Annotated in this window: 18 protein-coding genes; 10 read left to right on the top strand and 8 right to left on the bottom strand. The window is 55.7% G+C overall.

The genetic code is table 11. The annotated features are described in order from the left end of the window. Window positions 1–65 precede the first annotated feature (65 nt). On the top strand, window positions 66–572 hold the full coding sequence (locus tag ACFSE1_RS17240) for an FxsA family protein (protein WP_377404084.1): 507 nt from the start codon (window positions 66–68) through the stop codon (window positions 570–572). Window positions 573–658: 86 nt separating this feature from the next. Then, complete coding sequence (gene secB / locus ACFSE1_RS17235) at window positions 659–1,120, top strand: protein-export chaperone SecB (protein WP_377404081.1); 462 nt, start codon at window positions 659–661, stop codon at window positions 1,118–1,120. A gap of 55 nt (window positions 1,121–1,175) precedes the next feature. On the opposite strand, the gene dnaQ is transcribed toward secB, so the two are convergent. The 5 genes from dnaQ to ACFSE1_RS17210 are packed head-to-tail and all read right to left on the bottom strand — an operon-like array spanning window position 1,176 to window position 4,778. Next, on the bottom strand, window positions 1,176–1,874 hold the full coding sequence (dnaQ, locus tag ACFSE1_RS17230; RefSeq protein WP_377404078.1) for a DNA polymerase III subunit epsilon: 699 nt from the start codon (window positions 1,872–1,874) through the stop codon (window positions 1,176–1,178). Then, a complete protein-coding gene (gene coaE, locus ACFSE1_RS17225; RefSeq protein ID WP_377404075.1) occupies window positions 1,867–2,475 on the bottom strand; it encodes a dephospho-CoA kinase in 609 nt (202 codons plus the stop codon). Before coaE ends, dnaQ begins: the two co-directional genes overlap by 8 nt. Continuing rightward, window positions 2,472–3,323 carry a shikimate dehydrogenase gene (locus ACFSE1_RS17220; protein ID WP_377404072.1) on the bottom strand — a complete coding sequence of 284 codons (852 nt, stop codon included), beginning with the start codon at window positions 3,321–3,323 and terminating at the stop codon, window positions 2,472–2,474. The genes coaE and ACFSE1_RS17220 overlap by 4 nt, the downstream gene beginning before the upstream one ends. Next, window positions 3,316–3,915, bottom strand: a complete 600-nt coding sequence (locus ACFSE1_RS17215) for a Maf-like protein (RefSeq protein ID WP_377404069.1) — start codon at window positions 3,913–3,915, stop codon at window positions 3,316–3,318. Before ACFSE1_RS17215 ends, ACFSE1_RS17220 begins: the two co-directional genes overlap by 8 nt. A gap of 41 nt (window positions 3,916–3,956) precedes the next feature. After that, a complete protein-coding gene (locus ACFSE1_RS17210; RefSeq protein ID WP_377404066.1) occupies window positions 3,957–4,778 on the bottom strand; it encodes a pyruvate, water dikinase regulatory protein in 822 nt (273 codons plus the stop codon). Between the two features lie 399 nt (window positions 4,779–5,177). Between ACFSE1_RS17210 and hemE the strand changes: the two genes are divergently transcribed. The 8 genes from hemE (at window position 5,178) to ACFSE1_RS17170 (ending at window position 13,803) form a co-directional block, all read left to right on the top strand. After that, entirely contained in the window at window positions 5,178–6,218 is a 1,041-nt protein-coding gene (gene hemE / locus ACFSE1_RS17205; protein ID WP_377404063.1) for a uroporphyrinogen decarboxylase, read from the top strand. Next, window positions 6,208–6,750, top strand: coding sequence for a protoporphyrinogen oxidase HemJ (hemJ, locus tag ACFSE1_RS17200; protein ID WP_377404060.1), 543 nt, complete (start codon window positions 6,208–6,210; stop codon window positions 6,748–6,750). The genes hemE and hemJ overlap by 11 nt, the downstream gene beginning before the upstream one ends. A 166-nt stretch (window positions 6,751–6,916) precedes the next feature. Then, the gene (gene rho / locus ACFSE1_RS17195; RefSeq protein WP_377404057.1) at window positions 6,917–8,182 is read left to right on the top strand and encodes a transcription termination factor Rho; all 1,266 of its coding nucleotides are present in this window, start codon (window positions 6,917–6,919) and stop codon (window positions 8,180–8,182) included. A 59-nt stretch (window positions 8,183–8,241) separates the two neighbouring features. Beyond that, entirely contained in the window at window positions 8,242–9,552 is a 1,311-nt protein-coding gene (mnmE, locus tag ACFSE1_RS17190) for a tRNA uridine-5-carboxymethylaminomethyl(34) synthesis GTPase MnmE (RefSeq protein ID WP_377404054.1), read from the top strand. Window positions 9,553–9,588: 36 nt separating this feature from the next. Further along, window positions 9,589–11,466 (top strand): tRNA uridine-5-carboxymethylaminomethyl(34) synthesis enzyme MnmG, encoded by a 1,878-nt coding sequence (mnmG, locus tag ACFSE1_RS17185; protein WP_377404051.1) that lies wholly within the window; start codon window positions 9,589–9,591, stop codon window positions 11,464–11,466. After that, entirely contained in the window at window positions 11,463–12,080 is a 618-nt protein-coding gene (gene rsmG / locus ACFSE1_RS17180; RefSeq protein WP_377404048.1) for a 16S rRNA (guanine(527)-N(7))-methyltransferase RsmG, read from the top strand. Before mnmG ends, rsmG begins: the two co-directional genes overlap by 4 nt. An 18-nt stretch (window positions 12,081–12,098) precedes the next feature. Then, window positions 12,099–12,890, top strand: coding sequence for a ParA family protein (locus ACFSE1_RS17175; protein ID WP_377404045.1), 792 nt, complete (start codon window positions 12,099–12,101; stop codon window positions 12,888–12,890). Between the two features lie 28 nt (window positions 12,891–12,918). Continuing rightward, window positions 12,919–13,803 (top strand): ParB/RepB/Spo0J family partition protein, encoded by an 885-nt coding sequence (locus ACFSE1_RS17170; RefSeq protein WP_377404042.1) that lies wholly within the window; start codon window positions 12,919–12,921, stop codon window positions 13,801–13,803. Window positions 13,804–13,864: 61 nt separating this feature from the next. Here the strand turns inward: ACFSE1_RS17170 and holA are convergent, their stop codons facing one another. From holA to leuS, 3 genes are all read right to left on the bottom strand, one after another. Beyond that, entirely contained in the window at window positions 13,865–14,905 is a 1,041-nt protein-coding gene (holA, locus tag ACFSE1_RS17165; protein ID WP_377404039.1) for a DNA polymerase III subunit delta, read from the bottom strand. A 3-nt stretch (window positions 14,906–14,908) separates the two neighbouring features. Next, entirely contained in the window at window positions 14,909–15,304 is a 396-nt protein-coding gene (locus ACFSE1_RS17160; RefSeq protein ID WP_377404036.1) for an LPS assembly lipoprotein LptE, read from the bottom strand. Between the two features lie 118 nt (window positions 15,305–15,422). Further along, window positions 15,423–18,056 carry a leucine--tRNA ligase gene (gene leuS, locus ACFSE1_RS17155; RefSeq protein WP_377404033.1) on the bottom strand — a complete coding sequence of 878 codons (2,634 nt, stop codon included), beginning with the start codon at window positions 18,054–18,056 and terminating at the stop codon, window positions 15,423–15,425. Window positions 18,057–18,134: the final 78 nt, after the last annotated feature.

Raw genomic sequence — 18,134 nt, 5'->3', positions numbered from 1 at the left:
ATCTGTTCCGCATTCAAATAGCGGCTGTTATCTTCCCTTGTCCTCAACACGAGTATCGACGAATCATGCGCACCTCTCTCTTACCCCTCATGCTTCTTGGCCTGCCTTTGGCTGAGATTGCCGGCTTTGTGATTGTCGGTAAGTGGCTGGGCGTGTTCGGAACACTGGGTCTGATCGTTCTCTCGTCACTGGTGGGCATTTTCCTCTTACGTCAGCAGGGCCTCGCTGTACTGCGCCAGGTGAACGAAGAGGGCAGAAATGGCCGCGTTCCAAGCGAAGCCATCGGAAATGGCGCCATGATCGTGTTTGCGGCCATCCTGCTGATAATTCCCGGCTTTCTGACGGATATCGTTGGTATTCTGCTCTTCATACCAGCCATTCGCAGCTTTTTGTGGCGAAGACTGGGGCAGAGGGTGGTTGTACGTACCACGTATTCCCGCACTGAGCAGTCACGGGACTCGTCCTATTCCCAGAGCCAGCCAGACAAATATATCGATCTGGATTCAGACGAATTCGAGCGTCGCCCGAACCCCTCTTCTCCGTGGTCTTCCGGCCCCAAAAAAGAAGACTGAGCAATGTCCTGCCGGTGTCACGCAGTTGTAAGGGTCACGCTGAAGTGATAGACGGCGCTAACGATAGAAGCCGAGGAACACAGCCAATGGCAAACGAAAATGACTCCCAGAACCCGTCTTTGACGATTCTTGCCCAGTACACCAAGGACCTCTCTTTCGAGAACCCGGGTGCTCCGCGTTCGCTGCAGGCACGTGACAAGGCTCCGGCCATTAACATCAACGTCAATGTGAATGCCAACCCGCTGTCCGAGACGGATTTCGATGTCGTTCTGTCGCTGAGTGCAGAAGCGAAGGATGGCGACAAGGTGGTGTTTGCGACGGAACTGGTTTACGGCGGCGTTTTCCGCATCACCGGCTTCCCGCAGGAACACATGTTGCCGGTTCTCTTTATCGAGTGCCCGCGCCTTCTTTTCCCCTTCGCGCGTCAGATCATTTCGGACGTGACCCGCAATGGTGGTTTCCCGCCGCTGATGATCGATCCGATCGATTTTGGCCAGATGTTCGCGCAGCGCATTGCGCAGGAACAGAACCAGCCTCTGAACAGCTAAGTGTTCTTCCAATTCACGATATTGAAAAGCCGGCCCTGCGCCGGCTTTTTTGATGTCATGAGGAGTAACGGGACCACAGGGCTTTTGCACCCAAAGAGGCAACCATGGCCTGATGAGCTTCCAGCTCGGACGCAGACACTCTGGGCGGCAAGGGACGAGGACGCGTCATGATCTCGACCTCGACATCATCAACTTCAACGACTGACGATCCTTCCTCGACATTCACCAGTCCAAGCGCGGCCTGACGGCCACCGATCATTTCAATATAGACTTCAGCCAGCAATTCGGAGTCGAGCAGAGCCCCGTGCTTGGTGCGGTGTGAATTGTCGATCCCGTAGCGTCGGCAAAGCGCATCCAGCGAGTTTGGTCCCATCGGATGTTTGCGGCGAGCCAGCGCCAGAGTATCCACGACCTGATCCTGCGGCACAGGCGGAAGACCAAGTCTTTCGAATTCCGCGTTGATGAAGCCCATATCGAAGGTCGCATTATGCGCGATCCATTTCGCCCCTTCGAAGAAGGCCTGAAGCTCGTCGACGATTTCAGCGAAGCTCGGCTTATCCTTCAGGAAATCGTCTGTGATGCCATGAACGGCAAGCGCATCGGGATGGACCTTGCGATCACCCGGATTGATATAGACGTGGAAAGTGCGACCGGTCGGGAAATGATTGAGAAGTTCGATGCCGCCAATTTCGATGACACGGTCAGCCTTACTCTCAAGACCCGTTGTTTCCGTATCGAAGATGATCTCACGCATGATTTTTCTCGCTGAGTATGCCCGCTCGAAGCAGGCGCAGGATCTCGATCACCCGCGCCCTCGCCTGTTCGATACCATGGCCAGTATCGATGATGAAATCCGCCCGACGCCTCTTTTCCGCATCCGGGCATTGTCTCGAAAGAATAAGCTCGAATTTTTCGGAGGTCATGCCGGGCCGGGCAAGCACCCTCTCTCTTTGAATCTCTGGATCGCACGTAACGACAACCACCGTATCGACCCGTGTTTCTCCCTGGGTTTCGAAAAGAAGCGGGATGTCGAGCAATACGATGTCTGCTTGCAGCTGCCGATGGCGTTCCAGAAATTGCTGTTCCCGCTCACGCACCAGCGGGTGAACGATGCGCTCCAATATCTTGAAGCCAGAGGGATCGCTCGCCAGCTGGCGGGAAAGCTCGGCTCTGTCGACCTGACCGTCCTTGATCGCGCCGGGAAAAGCTTCGCCAATCGGCTTCACCGCATCGGATCGATAAAGATCATGAACAACCGCGTCGGCATCATTGATGGCAATCCCCTGCTCGGCAAAGAGCGCCGCCGTCGTCGATTTTCCCATTCCAATGGAACCGGTCAGCCCGATCTTGATCATTTCGATCGTTCCATATCCTCAATGATCATCTGGCGAAGCGTATCGTCAACAGTCGGCTGGCGACCAAACCAGCGTGCAAAGCCGGGCGCAGCCTGGTGCAGCAACATGCCCAGCCCATCCACGATGCGTTTTCCCTGCTGCTCGGCCATCAACAGCATCGGGGTCTTCAACGGCACATACACAATATCCGTCACCACGGCGTTTTCCACGAGAGGGGAGAAATCGATGGAAATGGATCCCTCGCCTTTCATGCCCAAGGAGGTGGTGTTGATGAAAAGCCCCGCACCCTTCATCACCTCCGGCAATGCAGACATGGCGTGCGCGTGAACCTGCTGGCCAAAGCGATCCGCAAGTTCCCGGGCGCGTTCGACCGTACGATTGACGACGTGGATTTCGCCGATTCCACGATTGCGGATCGCCTGAACAATCGAGCGGCTTGCACCTCCGGCTCCCAGCACGACTGCACGGTCCGTCTTGTCCCAGCCCTGCGCGCGTTGATCGAGATTGGCGGTAAAGCCATGCCCATCGGTATTGGTGGCGTGGAGCAGACCGTCCTCAAGCCATAATGTATTGGCAGCTCCCAGTTCCTCCGCCAAATCATCGGGTCGATCCGCCAGTTTGAACGCGGCTTCCTTGTGGGGAATGGTGACATTGCCGCCACGCCAACGGCCAGAAGTTTTCAGCTCTTCAATGAAGTGGGTAAACTCGGCCTCACTCCGGTCGATGGCAATATACTCTCCGTCAATCCCAAAGCCGCGAAGCCAGTGCGCATGGATCAGTGGTGAGCGGGAGTGACTGATAGGATGACCGACGACAAAAGCTCTTAACGTTTCACGTGAATCAGCCATCTATCGCTCCCAGATTTCGGAGTGCTTCCAGTAAAGGCAACATCGGCAGGCCCAGAATCGTGAAATAATCGCCCTCGATAGCGGAAAAAAGCTGCACGCCTTCTCCTTCGAGTTGATAGGCACCAACGCTGGACATAACCTTGTCGCCCACGCGATCGAGGTAGCTCTCTATGAACGGGGGAGACAGTTCACGCACGTGGAGCCTGGCAGACGAGACACCTTCCCAGAGAATATGTTGATCGCGCGCAAGGCAAAGGCCTGAATTCAGCTGATGCATCTTTCCCGACAGCGCCATCAAGGTGTCGCGAGCATCCTCCCGTGATTTCGGTTTATGGAAGACACGATCACCGAGAGACATGGTCTGGTCCGAGCCGATGACAATCGCCCCCGGCTGTCGCGCACTCACATCCAGCGCCTTTGCCCGTGCCAGAAGCAAAGCGATCTGAGAGGGTGATGTGGGCGTCTGATTGAATTCCTGCTCGAGAGCCCGTTCATCTATGGCAGCTGGCATCGCCTCAAAGGCAAGGCCTGCATTCTCCATCAACATCCGGCGAAAGGGGCTGGAAGAGGCGAGGACAAGTGGTTCTTTCACGTGATCTTCCTGAAGACAATCAAACAAGGCTGCGATTCGGTCTAACGTAGCTTGGGACGCAGAGCAACGATGGCCGCTGCCGTCTCCTCGATTGACCGCCGTGTCACGTCGATGATCGGCCATTGGTGGCGGGCACATAATGCGCGCGCATATTTGAGTTCTTCATTGATGTTGGCGCGATCCGTATAGGGACTGCGATCGAAGCCCGGGACCGTGCCCAGTTCACGATTCTCGCGCACCTGCGAGATCCTGTCTGTCGTTGCGATCAAACCGACCACCAAGGGGCGGGTTGCCGTCAACAGGCCCTCCGGCAAAGGTGTATCCGGAACAATGGGAACATTGGCGACCTTGATACCCCGGTTGGCGAGGTAAATGCTTGTGGGTGTCTTGGAGGTTCGGCTGATACCGACCAGCACCACATCGGCCTCATCGTAATCTTCGGGCATCTGGCCATCATCGTGGTCCATCGCGAAGTTAAGTGCCTCGATGCGGCGGAAATAATCGGCATTCAATGCATGCTGAGCGCCGACCCGTCGTCGCGAGCGCGACCCGAGATAGGTTTGAAAGACAGCCAGCACCGGCTCCAGCAGGTTCACGCATGGAACTCCAAGCTCACGGCAGCGTTCATCGACATAGGCGGCCAGCGTCTGGTCCACAATGGTATAAAGCACGATGCCCGGCTTTTCATCGATGGCTTCAAGAACGGGGGAAAGCTGCTGTCTGTTTCTGATCAGCGGATAGACATGCTCAATGGGCATGGCGGAGCGAAACTGGGCCGATGCGGCACGGCCCGCAGAGATCAGCGTCTCACCCGTTGAGTCAGATATGAGATGAAGATGGAAGAAGGTTTTTCGGTTCTCCACGCTAATCTTCCTCTCCTGTTCATAACCTGGGACAGCGTGCCGGCAGAAAGCCGGGCAAACCCACCGCCCGGGAAAAGTGGCAGTTTATCCACACTTAGGGCACCGCTGGACAGTTCTTCGGCACGGCTGTGAGTCATGTGGACAATATGCCGCGAGCCTCAGGAGTTCCACACTTATCCACAGTTAAACGCCATTTAAGAGGCAAACAAGCTGCTGAATTTCTTTGATTATCTGAGTTATCCCGATTTCGGCTGATTTGTGGGTACTTTTGGCTCGCCGCGACGTTAAAGAAAGCTTTACCCTGTCTGCCTGTGCAAGAGAAATGATCCCTGCTACTCACCGACTCTAAGAATCAGAAAACAAAAAGATTCTAGATTTCTTTGTTTAGGAGAACTCCGCTTGACCATCATTCGCCGTAAGCTTCTTGATGTGTTGGACGGGAAGACCGTCACACCTCCTCCGATTTGGCTTATGAGACAGGCAGGTCGATATCTCCCGGAATATCGGGCAACACGTGCGCAGGCCGGAAGCTTTCTCCAACTCTGTTATTCGCCCGACCTCGCCACGGAGGTCACGTTACAGCCCATTCGACGCTACGGCTTCGATGCGGCCATCCTGTTCTCCGACATTCTGGTCATCCCGGATGCTCTGCATCGTAACGTCCGTTTTGTCGAAGGATCGGGTCCCAAGATGGATCCTATCGATGAAGCCGCCATTCGGGCTCTGGATGTTTCCAATGTACTGGAGCACCTTACGCCGGTCATGCAGGCTGTTCGTCAGATCAGGGAGGGACTGCCCCAGGAAACGACGTTGCTTGGCTTCTGTGGCGCTCCCTGGACGGTTGCGACCTATATGATTGCCGGTCATGGCACACCGGATCAGGCCCCTGCCCGCCTTTTCGGTTACAATAACCGTGCTGCCTTCGAATTTCTTCTCAATCTGCTGGCTGAGATTTCTGCGGACTATCTGGTTGCACAGATCGATGCCGGGGCAGATGCGGTGCAGATTTTCGATTCCTGGGCAGGTGTTCTGGGAGAAGCGGAGTTCGAAGCCTTTGCAATCGCGCCCGTTGCCAAGATGATCCGTTCAATCAAGGCGCGCCGGCCACAGGCCAAGGTTATTGCCTTTGCCAAGGGCGCGGGCATGAACCTGAAAACCTACCGTCAGAAAACCGGAGCCGACATGATTGGCCTGGATTGGTCGGTTCCGTTGAGCTTTGCTGCAGAACTGCAGAAGGATGGCCCGGTTCAGGGCAATCTTGATCCCATGCGGGTCGTGGCTGGCGGCAAGGCGCTGGAAGAGGGTATCGATGCCATTCTGAACGTGCTGGGACAGGGTCCGCTTGTTTTCAACCTGGGTCACGGCATCACACCCGAAGCCAATCCTGATCACGTCACTCAACTCGTTCAACGGGTCCGGGGTTTTGCTTATGGCGGCTGAACGACAGACCGACGCTCGCCCGGGAAAGAAGGCTGCCGCCCGCGCCGCCACTGCATTGGCAGGTTTTCTTTTGCTGCTCGGCAGTCTTTACGCGCTTCGCCCGGATGAGTTCTATCTCTGGGCCAAGGCGTTTCATGTGATTGCGGTGATTGCCTGGATGGCTGGCCTTTTCTACATGCCGCGCCTATTCGTGTATCACACCGATGCGGACGTGGGATCGCAGCAATCGGAAACCTTCAAGGTGATGGAACGTCGTCTGCTGAAGGTGATCATGAACCCGGCAATGATGATCAGCTGGTCTCTGGGCCTCTATCTCGCCTGGGAGGGCTTCGCCTTTCAGGGAGGCTGGCTTCACGCCAAGATCTCGCTCGTCGTTCTGCTGACACTCGCACATGTTCACCAGTCTCGGGCGGTGCGCCAGTTTGCCAAGGACGGTCCGCGCAAATCTGCGCGCTACTGGCGGATGATGAATGAAATCCCCACCATCCTGATGATGTTGATCGTCATTCTGGTCATCGTCAAACCGTTCTGAAATTAAGTTTTCTGTTCCCCTCTTGCGGCAGGGGAGCATAGTCGCTATCTTGCGCTCACTCATCTCCATTGGCTTGTGTGTAATGTCTGACATCCGCGGGTTTCCGCCGGAATCGAGCCTCAGAAACACGCCAAATTCCCATTCAAATTCAAAGCGGTCCTACTTCATGGCTGAAATGAAGCTACAAGAACTCAAGAGCAAATCCCCTACCGATTTGCTGACCTTCGCCGAATCACTGGAGGTCGAGAATGCGAGCACAATGCGTAAGCAGGAACTCATGTTCGCAATTCTCAAGGTTCTGGCTAGCCAGGATGTCGAGATCATCGGCGAGGGCGTGGTTGAAGTTCTGCAGGACGGCTTCGGTTTTCTTCGCTCGGCGAATGCGAATTATCTTCCCGGCCCAGACGACATCTACATTTCCCCTTCCCAGATCCGCCGCTTTTCATTGAAGACAGGCGATACTGTCGAAGGTCCCATTCGGGGACCCAAAGAGGGCGAACGCTACTTCGCGCTCCTCAAAGTCAACACCATCAATTTCGATGATCCGGAAAAGATCCGGCACAAGGTTCATTTCGATAACCTGACACCGCTCTATCCGAACGAGCGCTTCAAGATGGAACTGGAGATCCCGACGTCGAAGGATCTCTCTGCACGCGTCATCGATCTGGTTGCTCCGCTCGGCAAGGGACAGCGCGGCCTGATCGTTGCACCGCCGAGAACCGGTAAGACCGTTCTGCTGCAGAACATTGCCCATTCGATCACTGCCAACCATCCGGAATGCTATCTGATCGTCCTTTTGATCGATGAACGTCCGGAAGAAGTCACGGATATGCAGCGCTCGGTGCGTGGTGAAGTGGTTTCGTCCACCTTCGACGAGCCTGCTGTTCGCCACGTTCAGGTGGCTGAAATGGTCATTGAAAAGGCCAAGCGCCTGGTCGAACATGGACGCGATGTCGTTATTCTGCTCGACTCGATCACACGCCTCGGTCGCGCCTACAACACGGTTGTTCCTTCATCCGGCAAGGTTCTGACCGGCGGTGTGGATGCAAACGCGCTCCAGCGGCCAAAGCGCTTCTTCGGTGCTGCTCGTAATATCGAGGAAGGCGGCTCACTGACCATCATCGCAACGGCGCTCATCGATACCGGCAGCCGCATGGATGAAGTGATCTTCGAAGAATTCAAGGGTACCGGCAACTCGGAAATCGTGCTTGATCGCAAGGTGGCCGACAAGCGTATCTTCCCGGCCATGGATATTCTCAAATCCGGCACCCGTAAGGAAGATCTGCTCGTACCGCGTCAGGATCTGCAGAAAATCTTCGTATTGCGTCGTATTCTCGCGCCGATGGGTACCACCGATGCAATCGAATTCCTGATCGACAAGTTGAAGCAGACGAAGACCAACGGCGACTTCTTCGACTCGATGAATACGTAATTTAGCCGGATTCCGGCTACGCGACCTAATCGCTTTCCCGGATTCCGGAAGAGGAACCGATGAGAACGCGGGATACAATTTTTGCCCTTTCGAGTGGCGGCACACCATCCGGTGTTGCCGTCATTCGTGTTAGTGGGGTCAAGGCACTCACAATCGCCAAACAGATGGCAGGCGATTTTAAGAACAAACGACAGATGCTGCTCAGGTCGATTCGCAGCCGAAACGGTGAATTGATCGACAAAGGTCTGGTGCTGATCTTTCCCGGTCCCGGCTCGTTTACCGGCGAAGACTGCGTCGAATTTCAGCTGCACGGTGGCCGTGCAGTTGTCGCTTTGGCCAGTTCGGAACTGGAAGCGCTTGGCTGTCGCTATGCAGAAGCTGGTGAGTTTACTCAGCGCGCTTTTGAAAACGGAAAGCTTGATCTTGTCGAGGTCGAAGGCCTCGGAGATCTCATTTCCGCCGATACAGAGATGCAAAGAAGGCTGGCTGCTGAACAAATGGCTGGCGACCTATCGGGACGGTATCATGCCTGGGCGAAACGATTGACCCACGCTCGGGCGATGATTGAGGCAGAACTCGATTTTGCCGATGAAGAGGATATTCCGGGAAGTGTGTCCGACCAGATCTGGCCGGACCTCGTGTCTTTGAGAGCTGAGATAGCGGCACAGATCCAATCCAATAAATTGGGCCAATCCATCCGTGATGGCTTCAAGGTGGTTATCAGCGGTCCACCCAATGCAGGTAAATCCAGTTTCCTGAACCTCATGGCGGGTCGCGATGTGGCGATCGTCACAGAGGTCGCCGGAACGACCAGAGACATTATTGAAATTGACCTGGATATTGACGGCTTCCTCATCCGTTTGATCGACACTGCGGGTATTAGAGAAACCACTGATCTCGTGGAGCAGGAGGGTGTCCGCCGTGCAAGGGCAGCGCTTGAGGCGGCCGATATGGTTTTACTGATGAGCGAAATCGATTCGGACCCGGAACATACACCTGAGGTCATGCCTCCCCGAGTGATCAGAATCGGCACGAAGCTTGATTTGAAGCGCCCTGCCCATCCGGAAAGATACGATCTTCTTTTCAGCGCGAAATCCGGCGACGGCTTGGACGAGATCCGCGCTGCAATATTAAGCGCAGTCAAGGCAGATTGGGAAAGCATTTCCCAGATGGGAGCTGGACGACAGCGGCACATCAACCATCTGCGTGAGGCTTCCAATTTTGTCGAAGAAGCGCTAAAGGGTAGCGATCTCGTAATTCGCGCAGAATATTTGCGCCTGGCCGCAGAAGCGCTTGGGCGTATAACCGGACGGGTGGATGTGGAAGATCTGCTTGGCGTGATCTTTTCAGAATTCTGCGTTGGCAAGTGACTCACGTGAAACACTGCATCTGCAGTCGGTGACCCTATGACCATCTTTGACGTTATTGTAATCGGCGGCGGCCATGCCGGATGCGAAGCTGCCTCAGCATCTGCAAGATTGGGTGCCCGCACTGCTCTGGTAACGCATAAACGCGAAACCATCGGTATCATGTCCTGCAACCCCGCGATCGGTGGATTGGGCAAGGGCCATCTCGTCCGCGAAGTAGATGCGCTGGATGGTCTTATGGGACGTGTCGCGGATGCGGCGGGCATTCAGTTCCGGTTGTTGAACCGAAAGAAGGGTCCCGCAGTGCGGGGGCCTCGTACGCAGGCTGATCGCAAGCTCTATCGCCAGGCAATGCAGCGGGAGATTTTTCACCATTCCAATCTTGAGGTGATCGAAGGCGATGCCTTCGACATTGAGGTGACAGAGAACGAAATATCCGCAGTGATCCTTGCTGACGGAAGACGCTTGCCTTGCAAGTCAGTCGTCCTGACCACAGGTACCTTCCTTCGCGGGATGATCCATGTCGGCAGTGAGAGGACGCCTGCGGGCCGTGTCGGAGAAGCACCCTCCCTTGGCTTGTCAGCCACGCTGCAGCGTCTTGGCTTGCAGCTTGGGCGGCTTAAGACTGGAACTCCCGCCAGACTCGATGGAAGCACCATCGATTGGAATGCGGTTGGTCGTCAGGCGGCAGATGATGAACCTGTGCCATTTTCCTTCATGACTGATCGAATTGTGACGCCGCAGATTGAATGTGGCGTGACACGCACGACAGATGCGACGCACCGGATTATCGCAGACAATATCAAAAAGAGTGCGATGTATTCCGGACAGATCAGTGGGGTCGGCCCGAGATATTGCCCCTCTATCGAGGACAAGATTGTCCGGTTTGGCGAGCGTGATGGGCACCAGATTTTTCTGGAGCCAGAGGGCCTGGATGACGATACAGTCTACCCGAATGGCATCTCGACGTCCCTTCCTGGTGATGTTCAGGAAGCTTTCATCCGAACCATTCCGGGTTTGGAAAATGTTGAAATCCGACAGATCGGTTATGCTATCGAATATGACCACGTCGATCCGCGTGAGCTTGATCTTGACCTCCAGCTGAAGAAAATGCCGGGGCTTTTCCTTGCCGGCCAGATCAACGGCACGACGGGTTATGAGGAAGCCGCCGCACAGGGAGTTGTTGCCGGGTTGAATGCTGCTCGTCGTGCGGGCGGATCCACCAGTTACACCTTCAGCCGTACCGATTCCTATATCGGTGTGTTGATCGATGACCTCACCAGCCGTGGCGTTACGGAACCCTATCGGATGTTTACCTCTAGAGCGGAGTATCGACTTTCGCTGCGTGCAGACAATGCGGATGTGCGCTTGACCCCGCAGGGTATTGAACTGGGGCTGGTTGGCACGGAGCGGCAGCAAAAATTTGGTCGCTACACTGCCGATCTCGATCGCTACAGAGCGCAGCTGAAGGATAGCAAGGTCACGCCGAAGGAAGCGTCGCAGCATGGGATTCAGCTGAATCAAGACGGACAGCGTCGCAACGGCTATGACTTGCTCGCCTATCCGGATATCTCCTATGAGCGGCTCGAAGCTGTCTGGCCCGCTCTGGCTGAGGCGCCTCGGGCAATCAAGGAAGCCTTGGAAATTGAAGCCGGATATGCGGTCTATCTGGATCGACAGAAAGCAGATGTTGAGGCGCTGCGTCGCGATGAGACGAGGTTGATACCAGAGTCTTTCGACTATGATCTCATCTCAGGCCTTTCGAATGAATTGAAACTGAAACTCAGGGCAGCTGCGCCGCGAAACATCGCCCAGGCGTCCAAGGTCGATGGTATGACACCAGCGGCACTTGCATTATTGCTGTCCTTAGTGAAAAAGCTCGATCAAGATAACAAGAGTGTCAGGACATCCGGATGAAACTGAATGGCAGGCCTGTTTCACGTGAAACAGAACAAAGGTTGGAACATTTCGCCAATCTCTTTTCGAAATGGGCCAGTGCCATCAATCTGGTTGCACCTTCGACAAAGAATGATCTCTGGAACCGCCACATAGCCGATAGCGCCCAGATCTTTCAGTTGAGGCCGGAGCCCTGTAACTGGGTCGATCTCGGTTCAGGCGGTGGGTTCCCGGGCGTCATCACAGCAATCTTCCTGGCTGAATTGCAAGATGGCTGGGTGCATCTGGTGGAAAGCAATCAGAAGAAGGCCTCCTTCCTAAGAACAGCTCTATCTGAAACCGGGGCGCGTGGTTCTGTCCATCCGGTTCGCATTGAGGATGCCAAAGCCAAGATTCCCGCCTGTGATGCAATCTCCGCCAGAGCGCTAGCTGAGCTTCCCCTACTCCTCGACTATTGCAGTCAATGGATGCTCGAAGATCCAACGGTCGCAGCCTATCTGCATAAAGGCAGGGATTACGAGGCGGAAATCGCGAAAGCTCATGGCAGATGGAATTTCGCTCTGCTACAACACAACAGCGCTGTGGAAGATGATTCCGTGATCCTCGAGATTTCGGCTTTGCAGCCTAAGGATTGACCACCACGGGTGTCCATCATGTACGAGCCAAATCGTATTATTGCTATTGCCAATCAAAAAGGCGGGGTCGGTAAAACAACGACCGCTATTAACCTCGCTACAGCCTTGGCTGCCATTGGCGAGAAAGTCTTGATTGTGGATCTTGACCCGCAGGGGAACGCAAGCACCGGTCTCGGCATTGATCGGAAAGATCGGCGACTCTCCTCCTTCGATGTGATGATGGGCAACAGTTCCGTCGGCGAAACAGCCGTCCCAACTGCAGTTCCTAACCTTTCCATCGTCCCATCGACGATGGACCTTCTCGGCCTGGAGATGGAAATCGGCCGCGAAAGCGATCGCGCTTTCCGGCTACGTCGCGCGCTTCAGGAGAGCGAAGCGGCCAGCTACAGCTATGTCCTGCTGGACTGCCCGCCGTCGTTTAACCTTCTGACAGTCAATGCCATGACTGCCGCGCATTCCGTCCTCGTGCCTTTGCAGTGCGAGTTCTTTGCGCTTGAGGGACTGAGCCAGCTGCTGGAAACGGTAGATCAGGTGCGTCAAAGTGTAAATCCGCAACTGGATATACAGGGCATCGTGCTGACCATGTTCGATGCGCGTAACAATCTTGCCCAACAGGTTGTCAGCGACGTGCGGACCTATCTTGGAGACAAGGTCTACCACACGCTGATCCCGCGAAACGTGCGCGTCTCCGAAGCACCCTCCTATGGAAAGCCAGCCATACTGTATGACCTGAAATGTGCTGGTAGCCAGGCTTACCTCCAGCTGGCGTCTGAAGTTATACAGAGAGAGCGGCGCCGAAAGGCCGCTTGATGAACGAGCATGGGGATTGGTGAAATAAATGGCTGAAGATCCATCAAGACGTCGCCTCGGTCGGGGCTTGGCTGCCCTCATTGGTGAGATTGATCAAGTGGCAACAGCCGCAGAAGCAGTGGCCAGGCCCAGTGTCAGCGCTGACCGCACCGTCCCAATTGAATTGATTAGCCGGAATCCGCGCAATCCTCGTCGTATGTTTGACGAGGCGGAGCTTCATGATCTGGCAAGCTCCATCCGCCAGCACGGGGTAGTCCAGCCGGTCGTTGTCCGCAGCCGCGGGCAGGAATATGAAATCATTGCTGGTGAACGCCGCTGGCGCGCATCCCAGCTTGCGGGGCTTGTCGAAATTCCTGTGATCGTTCGGGACGTTGATGATCGGACAGCGCTGGAAATCGCTATTGTTGAAAACGTCCAGCGATCCGATCTCAATCCTCTGGAAGAGGCGCTCGGCTATGATCAACTCATCGCAGAACATGGCTACACCCAAAATGATCTGGGAGAAATCATCGGCAAGAGCCGAAGCCATGTTGCGAATAGCCTCCGCCTTCTGAAACTCCCGGAACCGGTTCGCGATATGCTGGCGAACGGTCAGCTTTCTGCCGGTCATGCGCGCGCGCTCGTTTCCACGTCAGATCCCACCTCCCTCGCGAAGACGATTGTGGCCAAGGGCATGTCTGTTCGTGATGCGGAACGGTTGGCACAGAACGATATCAAGGCACAATCTGAACCGACGCAGGCCCCGCGTGCGCCTGAGAAGGATTCTGACACGCTTGCGCTTGAACGCAGCCTGTCAGACGCCTTGGGGCTTGACGTGAAAATCAACCATAAGGGTGGTGGCGGACAGATCCGCATCAGCTATCGCACGCTTGAGCAATTGGAAGAGGTTTGCCGTCTTCTGGAGCGGCGATAGCCCCTTTGTGGCTCTGGCACCAGTTTGTTCCGTGCATATCGGCATGGAAATCTAGCGGCAATCAGCCTGCGGCGCGGGCTGATTGCAATGCGGTTGCCAAGAGGGTTTGGAAGGCAACTGTATCTTCCAGTGCAGCGCGTTGCCGTGATTGCAGGACGGCATTTTGAAGACGATTGGTCTCTCGTGCCAAACCTTCCGCTGACCAACCCTTTAGTGCGCGCTCAAACAGCGGCTTTCTCTTAAAATGAATATGCCTGCCGGTGGTTTGCATCACCTGGGCTATGGGAAGCCGCTTTTCGTCCATCTCGGCACGCATTGTATCCAGCAGCTGAAACTGCTTTAGACAGGATTGCAACACGAGAAAGATGGGTGTCTTTGAACTGACGATTTTCTGAACTGCCCGGTGAAGGCCAGGTAGGTCGCCCTTGAGCACGCAATCGACTGCATCGTCCGTAGAGATTGCACTCGCGTCACCAATGATGTCCATGACATGCTGCTCTTCAATTGAACCAGTCCCGCGGCAGTAAAGAGCAAGCTTGCGAATTTCATTGCGGGATGCAACGCGGTCACCGCCGAGCGATTCGAGCAGGAGAGAACGCGCGTCGGCGGTGATGCGGAGGCCCTCGCCTGATAGCTCGTGGTCGATGAGAGCGTTCAATGATTTGACGTCATCTGCATAGCAGGGAATAGCCACCGCCACGGAGGCAGTTTCGCAGATCTTGCGAAGAGCGCTTGTCTTCTTGAGGTCGCCCCCCTCGATGATGAGAATGTTCTGTGGCGCAGGTCCGGAATTCAGGCTTTGCAGCGCATCCGTGAGAGCCTTGTCGGAACCGCTCCCTTTAACCCAGATGACATTACTGCCGCCGAAGAGGCCAATTGCATTCATTTCATCAATGACGCGACCCGGATCGCCTTGAATATCGGAGAGATCCAGTCGGGTGAATGAAAAAGGATCATCGAGGCGCGCGCCAGCTTTCCTGGCAAGCTCGGAAGCACGTTCGGAGACCAGTCCCCGATCTGGTCCGTAGACCAGGAAGATCTTGTAAAGATCGGTTGCTCTTGGGAGCAACCGATCAAACTCATATGCCTTGATCTCAGCCATTCGTCACTTTGCGAGGACTGTGGCCAGATCCGCTCTCACAAATTCAGCCACTTCGTTGGCTGCCCTGGTCTCTGCGTCGCGATAGGCACGAAGCTTGGCGAACTCCTGAGCACTGAGGTCCAGCAGAGACGTTGCCGAACGCGTAGCTGATTTCAGCACTTTGCCATCGCTAAGGCGGGTCAGCACATAGGTCGCGCTGACCGTCATGCGGCTCGGCAGCGGGCCTGCAGTGGCCAATTCGTCTTCAATGATATCGGCCGCGGAGGAGCTGACACTCAGCTGCAGCTGATAATCTGCCTTCGCAGGCTCTCCAGCACCGCCGGATGTGAGGAAGACCAGACGGTTACGAACCTGCTGTGCGATGCGGGTGCCAGCCGGCGAGATTTTAATCGCCGCCATTTTCGTTGGAACTGCGGACTCCGACGAATACAGCGGCCGCACCTGGCAGCTTGCCAGGGTAGATATCAATCCAATGGTCAAAACGGCAGCACTGAAGCGCCGAAAGGCGGAAGAACGCTCAAACAACAATGTTGATGATCCTCTGTGGGACAATGATGATTTTCTTCGGCGTTCCGCCTGCCAGAGCCGCCTGAACTGCTTCCAATGCCAGCGCTGCCTGTTCAACCGTATTCTGGTCAGCATCGCGAGCGATTGTCAATTCGGCACGCTTCTTTCCATTGATCTGGACGGGCAGAAGAACTTCGTTATCGGCAACGAGTGCAGGATCGAATGTGGGCCAAGCCGTCTCAGCTACCATCCCAGCATTGCCAAGCACGGACCAGCATTCTTCTGCAAGGTGCGGCGTCATTGGCGCGACGATCTGCACCAGGATCTGCACGGCGTCACGAACCGCTGCGACATAGGCTGCATCCTGTTTACCCGCAGAAACCAGTGTCAAGGGTTGAGCGAGCGTATTGACCAGCTCGTAGATGCGGGCAACGGCCTTGTTGAATGCCAGCTTGTCGTAATCCTGCTGCACAGCCTGCAATGTCTTGTGCGCTGCCTGCGAAACCGCAAGAGCCGGACCATCCTTAGCCGGATTCGCAGTCACCTCACGCAGCTTTTCGGCTGCCTCTGAAACCAGGCGCCAGACACGCTGAACGAAGCGATGGGCACCTTCTACTCCGGCTTCAGACCAGATGACATCACGATCTGGTGGTGAATCGGAAAGCACGAAGAACCGTGCCGTGTCCGCACCATAGGAGGTGATGATATCATCCGGGTCGACCACGTTCTTCTTCGACTTCGACATCTTCTCGATGGAGCCGATGGAGACTTCCGCGCCTGAAGAGAGCAGATAGGCTTTGCGTGTGCCATCGACTTCTTCAATGCGAATATCGGCCGGCGCGACCCACTGGCCGTTCTGGCCTTCACCCAGGCGATAGGTCTCGTGGACCACCATGCCCTGGGTGAACAGTCCCTTGAAGGGTTCCTTCAGGTCGAGATGGCCAGTCTCCTTCATCGCGCGGGTGAAGAAGCGCGAATAGAGAAGATGCAGGATCGCATGCTCGATGCCGCCGATGTATTGATCCACTGGCAGCCAGCGATTGGCGACAGCCGGATCGGTCGGATTGTCTTCGCGAGGTGCCGTGAAGCGCGCGAAATACCAGCTCGAATCGACGAAAGTGTCCATCGTATCGGTTTCACGCCGGGCGGGCTTGCCACAGCACGGGCAGGAAACGTTGCGCCAGGTCGGATGCCGGTCGAGGGGATTGCCAGGCACATCGAAGGTTACATCATCCGGCAACTGAACCGGGAGATCCTTCTTTGGCACTGGTACGACGCCGCAGACTTCGCAGTGAATGACCGGGATGGGGCAGCCCCAATAGCGCTGGCGTGAAACTCCCCAGTCGCGCAGACGGAAATTGACCTTCCGCGCCGCTTGCGGTGCATTGCCCAGTTGCTGCGCAGTCAGCATATCCGCAACTTTCTGGAAGGCATCGTCGGTCGAAAGCCCATCCAGGAAGCGTGAATTGATCATTACGCCGTCACCATCATAGGCTTCCGTGCCGATTGCAAAGCTCGCAGCATCTCCATCGGCGGGCATGACAACCGGAACGACCGGCAGATCGTATTTGCGGGCAAAATCCAGGTCGCGCTGGTCGCCCGAGGGGCAGCCGAAGATTGCGCCCGTGCCGTAGTCCATCAGGACGAAATTGGCGATGTAGACGGGCAGCTCCCAGGAGGGATCGAGCGGATGCTTCACGGTGAGGCCGGTGTTGAAGCCCTTCTTCTCCGCCGTTTCAAGCGCGGCGAGCGAGGTTCCCTGGCGTCTGCATTCTTCGCAGAACTCGTTTGCTTCCGCGTTCGCCGCAGCGACAGCCTTTGCAATCGGATGATCGGCGGAGATTGCCAGGAAGGAAGCGCCGAAAAGCGTGTCCGGGCGCGTGGTATAGACTTCCACTTCGCCGCAACCCGCCATTGAGCGGCTGGCCTCTGCCAATTCCCAACGAATGGTCAGGCCTTCCGAGCGCCCGATCCAGTTCTTCTGCATCAGCCGGACCTTTTCCGGCCACTGATCCAGACCGTCCAGCGAATCCAGCAGGTCCTGGGCAAATTCGGTGATCTTGAAGAACCACTGCGTGAGTTCACGCTGTTCGACCAGCGCGCCGGAGCGCCATCCACGACCGTCGATAACCTGCTCATTGGCAAGGACCGTCTGGTCGACAGGATCCCAGTTTACCTTGGACTGCTTGCGATAGACCAGGCCCTTTTCCATCATGTCGAGGAAGAGGTGCTGCTGACGGTGATAATATTCCACGTCGCAGGTCGCGAATTCGCGAGACCAATCCAGCGAAAGACCCATGGATTTCAGCTGAGCGCGCATCGAGGCGATGTTCTGATAGGTCCAGTCCTTTGGATGAACCTTGTTCTGCATGGCGGCGTTCTCGGCCGGCATCCCGAAGGCATCCCAACCCATGGGGTGTAGAACACTGTAGCCGCGGGCGCGCTTATAGCGTGCCACCACGTCGCCCATGGCATAGTTGCGCACATGGCCCATGTGGATGCGCCCCGATGGATAGGGGAACATTTCCAGCACGTAGTACTTCTCGCGCGAGTCCTTGTTATCGGTCTCGAAGGTTTTCGCTTCAGCCCACTTTTCCTGCCAACGGGGTTCGGCATCCCGTGGATTGTAACGTTCGGTCGCCATTTCGATGAATTTCCGGGTATGAATAGAGTTGGGTGACCTTCACCACGAATGGGCTTTAGCGTCAAGTTTTTGAGGCCA

It is taken from the genome of Affinirhizobium helianthi (genome assembly GCF_042680945.1).
Taxonomy (GTDB): domain Bacteria; phylum Pseudomonadota; class Alphaproteobacteria; order Rhizobiales; family Rhizobiaceae; genus Neorhizobium; species Neorhizobium helianthi.
This window is presented reverse-complemented; position numbering and strand designations above follow the sequence as displayed.

Bases quoted from the DNA above. Each gene is read 5' to 3' on its own strand.
- ACFSE1_RS17240 (WP_377404084.1), top strand. From the start codon at position 66: ATGCGCACCTCTCTCTTACCCCTCATGCTTCTTGGCCTGCCTTTGGCT.
- secB (WP_377404081.1), top strand. From the start codon at position 659: ATGGCAAACGAAAATGACTCCCAGAACCCGTCTTTGACGATTCTTGCC.
- dnaQ (WP_377404078.1), bottom strand. From the start codon at position 1,874: ATGCGTGAGATCATCTTCGATACGGAAACAACGGGTCTTGAGAGTAAG.
- coaE (WP_377404075.1), bottom strand. From the start codon at position 2,475: ATGATCAAGATCGGGCTGACCGGTTCCATTGGAATGGGAAAATCGACG.
- ACFSE1_RS17220 (WP_377404072.1), bottom strand. From the start codon at position 3,323: ATGGCTGATTCACGTGAAACGTTAAGAGCTTTTGTCGTCGGTCATCCT.
- hemJ (WP_377404060.1), top strand. From the start codon at position 6,208: ATGGCGGCTGAACGACAGACCGACGCTCGCCCGGGAAAGAAGGCTGCC.
- rho (WP_377404057.1), top strand. From the start codon at position 6,917: ATGGCTGAAATGAAGCTACAAGAACTCAAGAGCAAATCCCCTACCGAT.
- mnmE (WP_377404054.1), top strand. From the start codon at position 8,242: ATGAGAACGCGGGATACAATTTTTGCCCTTTCGAGTGGCGGCACACCA.
- mnmG (WP_377404051.1), top strand. From the start codon at position 9,589: ATGACCATCTTTGACGTTATTGTAATCGGCGGCGGCCATGCCGGATGC.
- rsmG (WP_377404048.1), top strand. From the start codon at position 11,463: ATGAAACTGAATGGCAGGCCTGTTTCACGTGAAACAGAACAAAGGTTG.
- ACFSE1_RS17175 (WP_377404045.1), top strand. From the start codon at position 12,099: ATGTACGAGCCAAATCGTATTATTGCTATTGCCAATCAAAAAGGCGGG.
- ACFSE1_RS17170 (WP_377404042.1), top strand. From the start codon at position 12,919: ATGGCTGAAGATCCATCAAGACGTCGCCTCGGTCGGGGCTTGGCTGCC.
- holA (WP_377404039.1), bottom strand. From the start codon at position 14,905: ATGGCTGAGATCAAGGCATATGAGTTTGATCGGTTGCTCCCAAGAGCA.
- ACFSE1_RS17160 (WP_377404036.1), bottom strand. From the start codon at position 15,304: ATGGCGGCGATTAAAATCTCGCCGGCTGGCACCCGCATCGCACAGCAG.
- leuS (WP_377404033.1), bottom strand. From the start codon at position 18,056: ATGGCGACCGAACGTTACAATCCACGGGATGCCGAACCCCGTTGGCAG.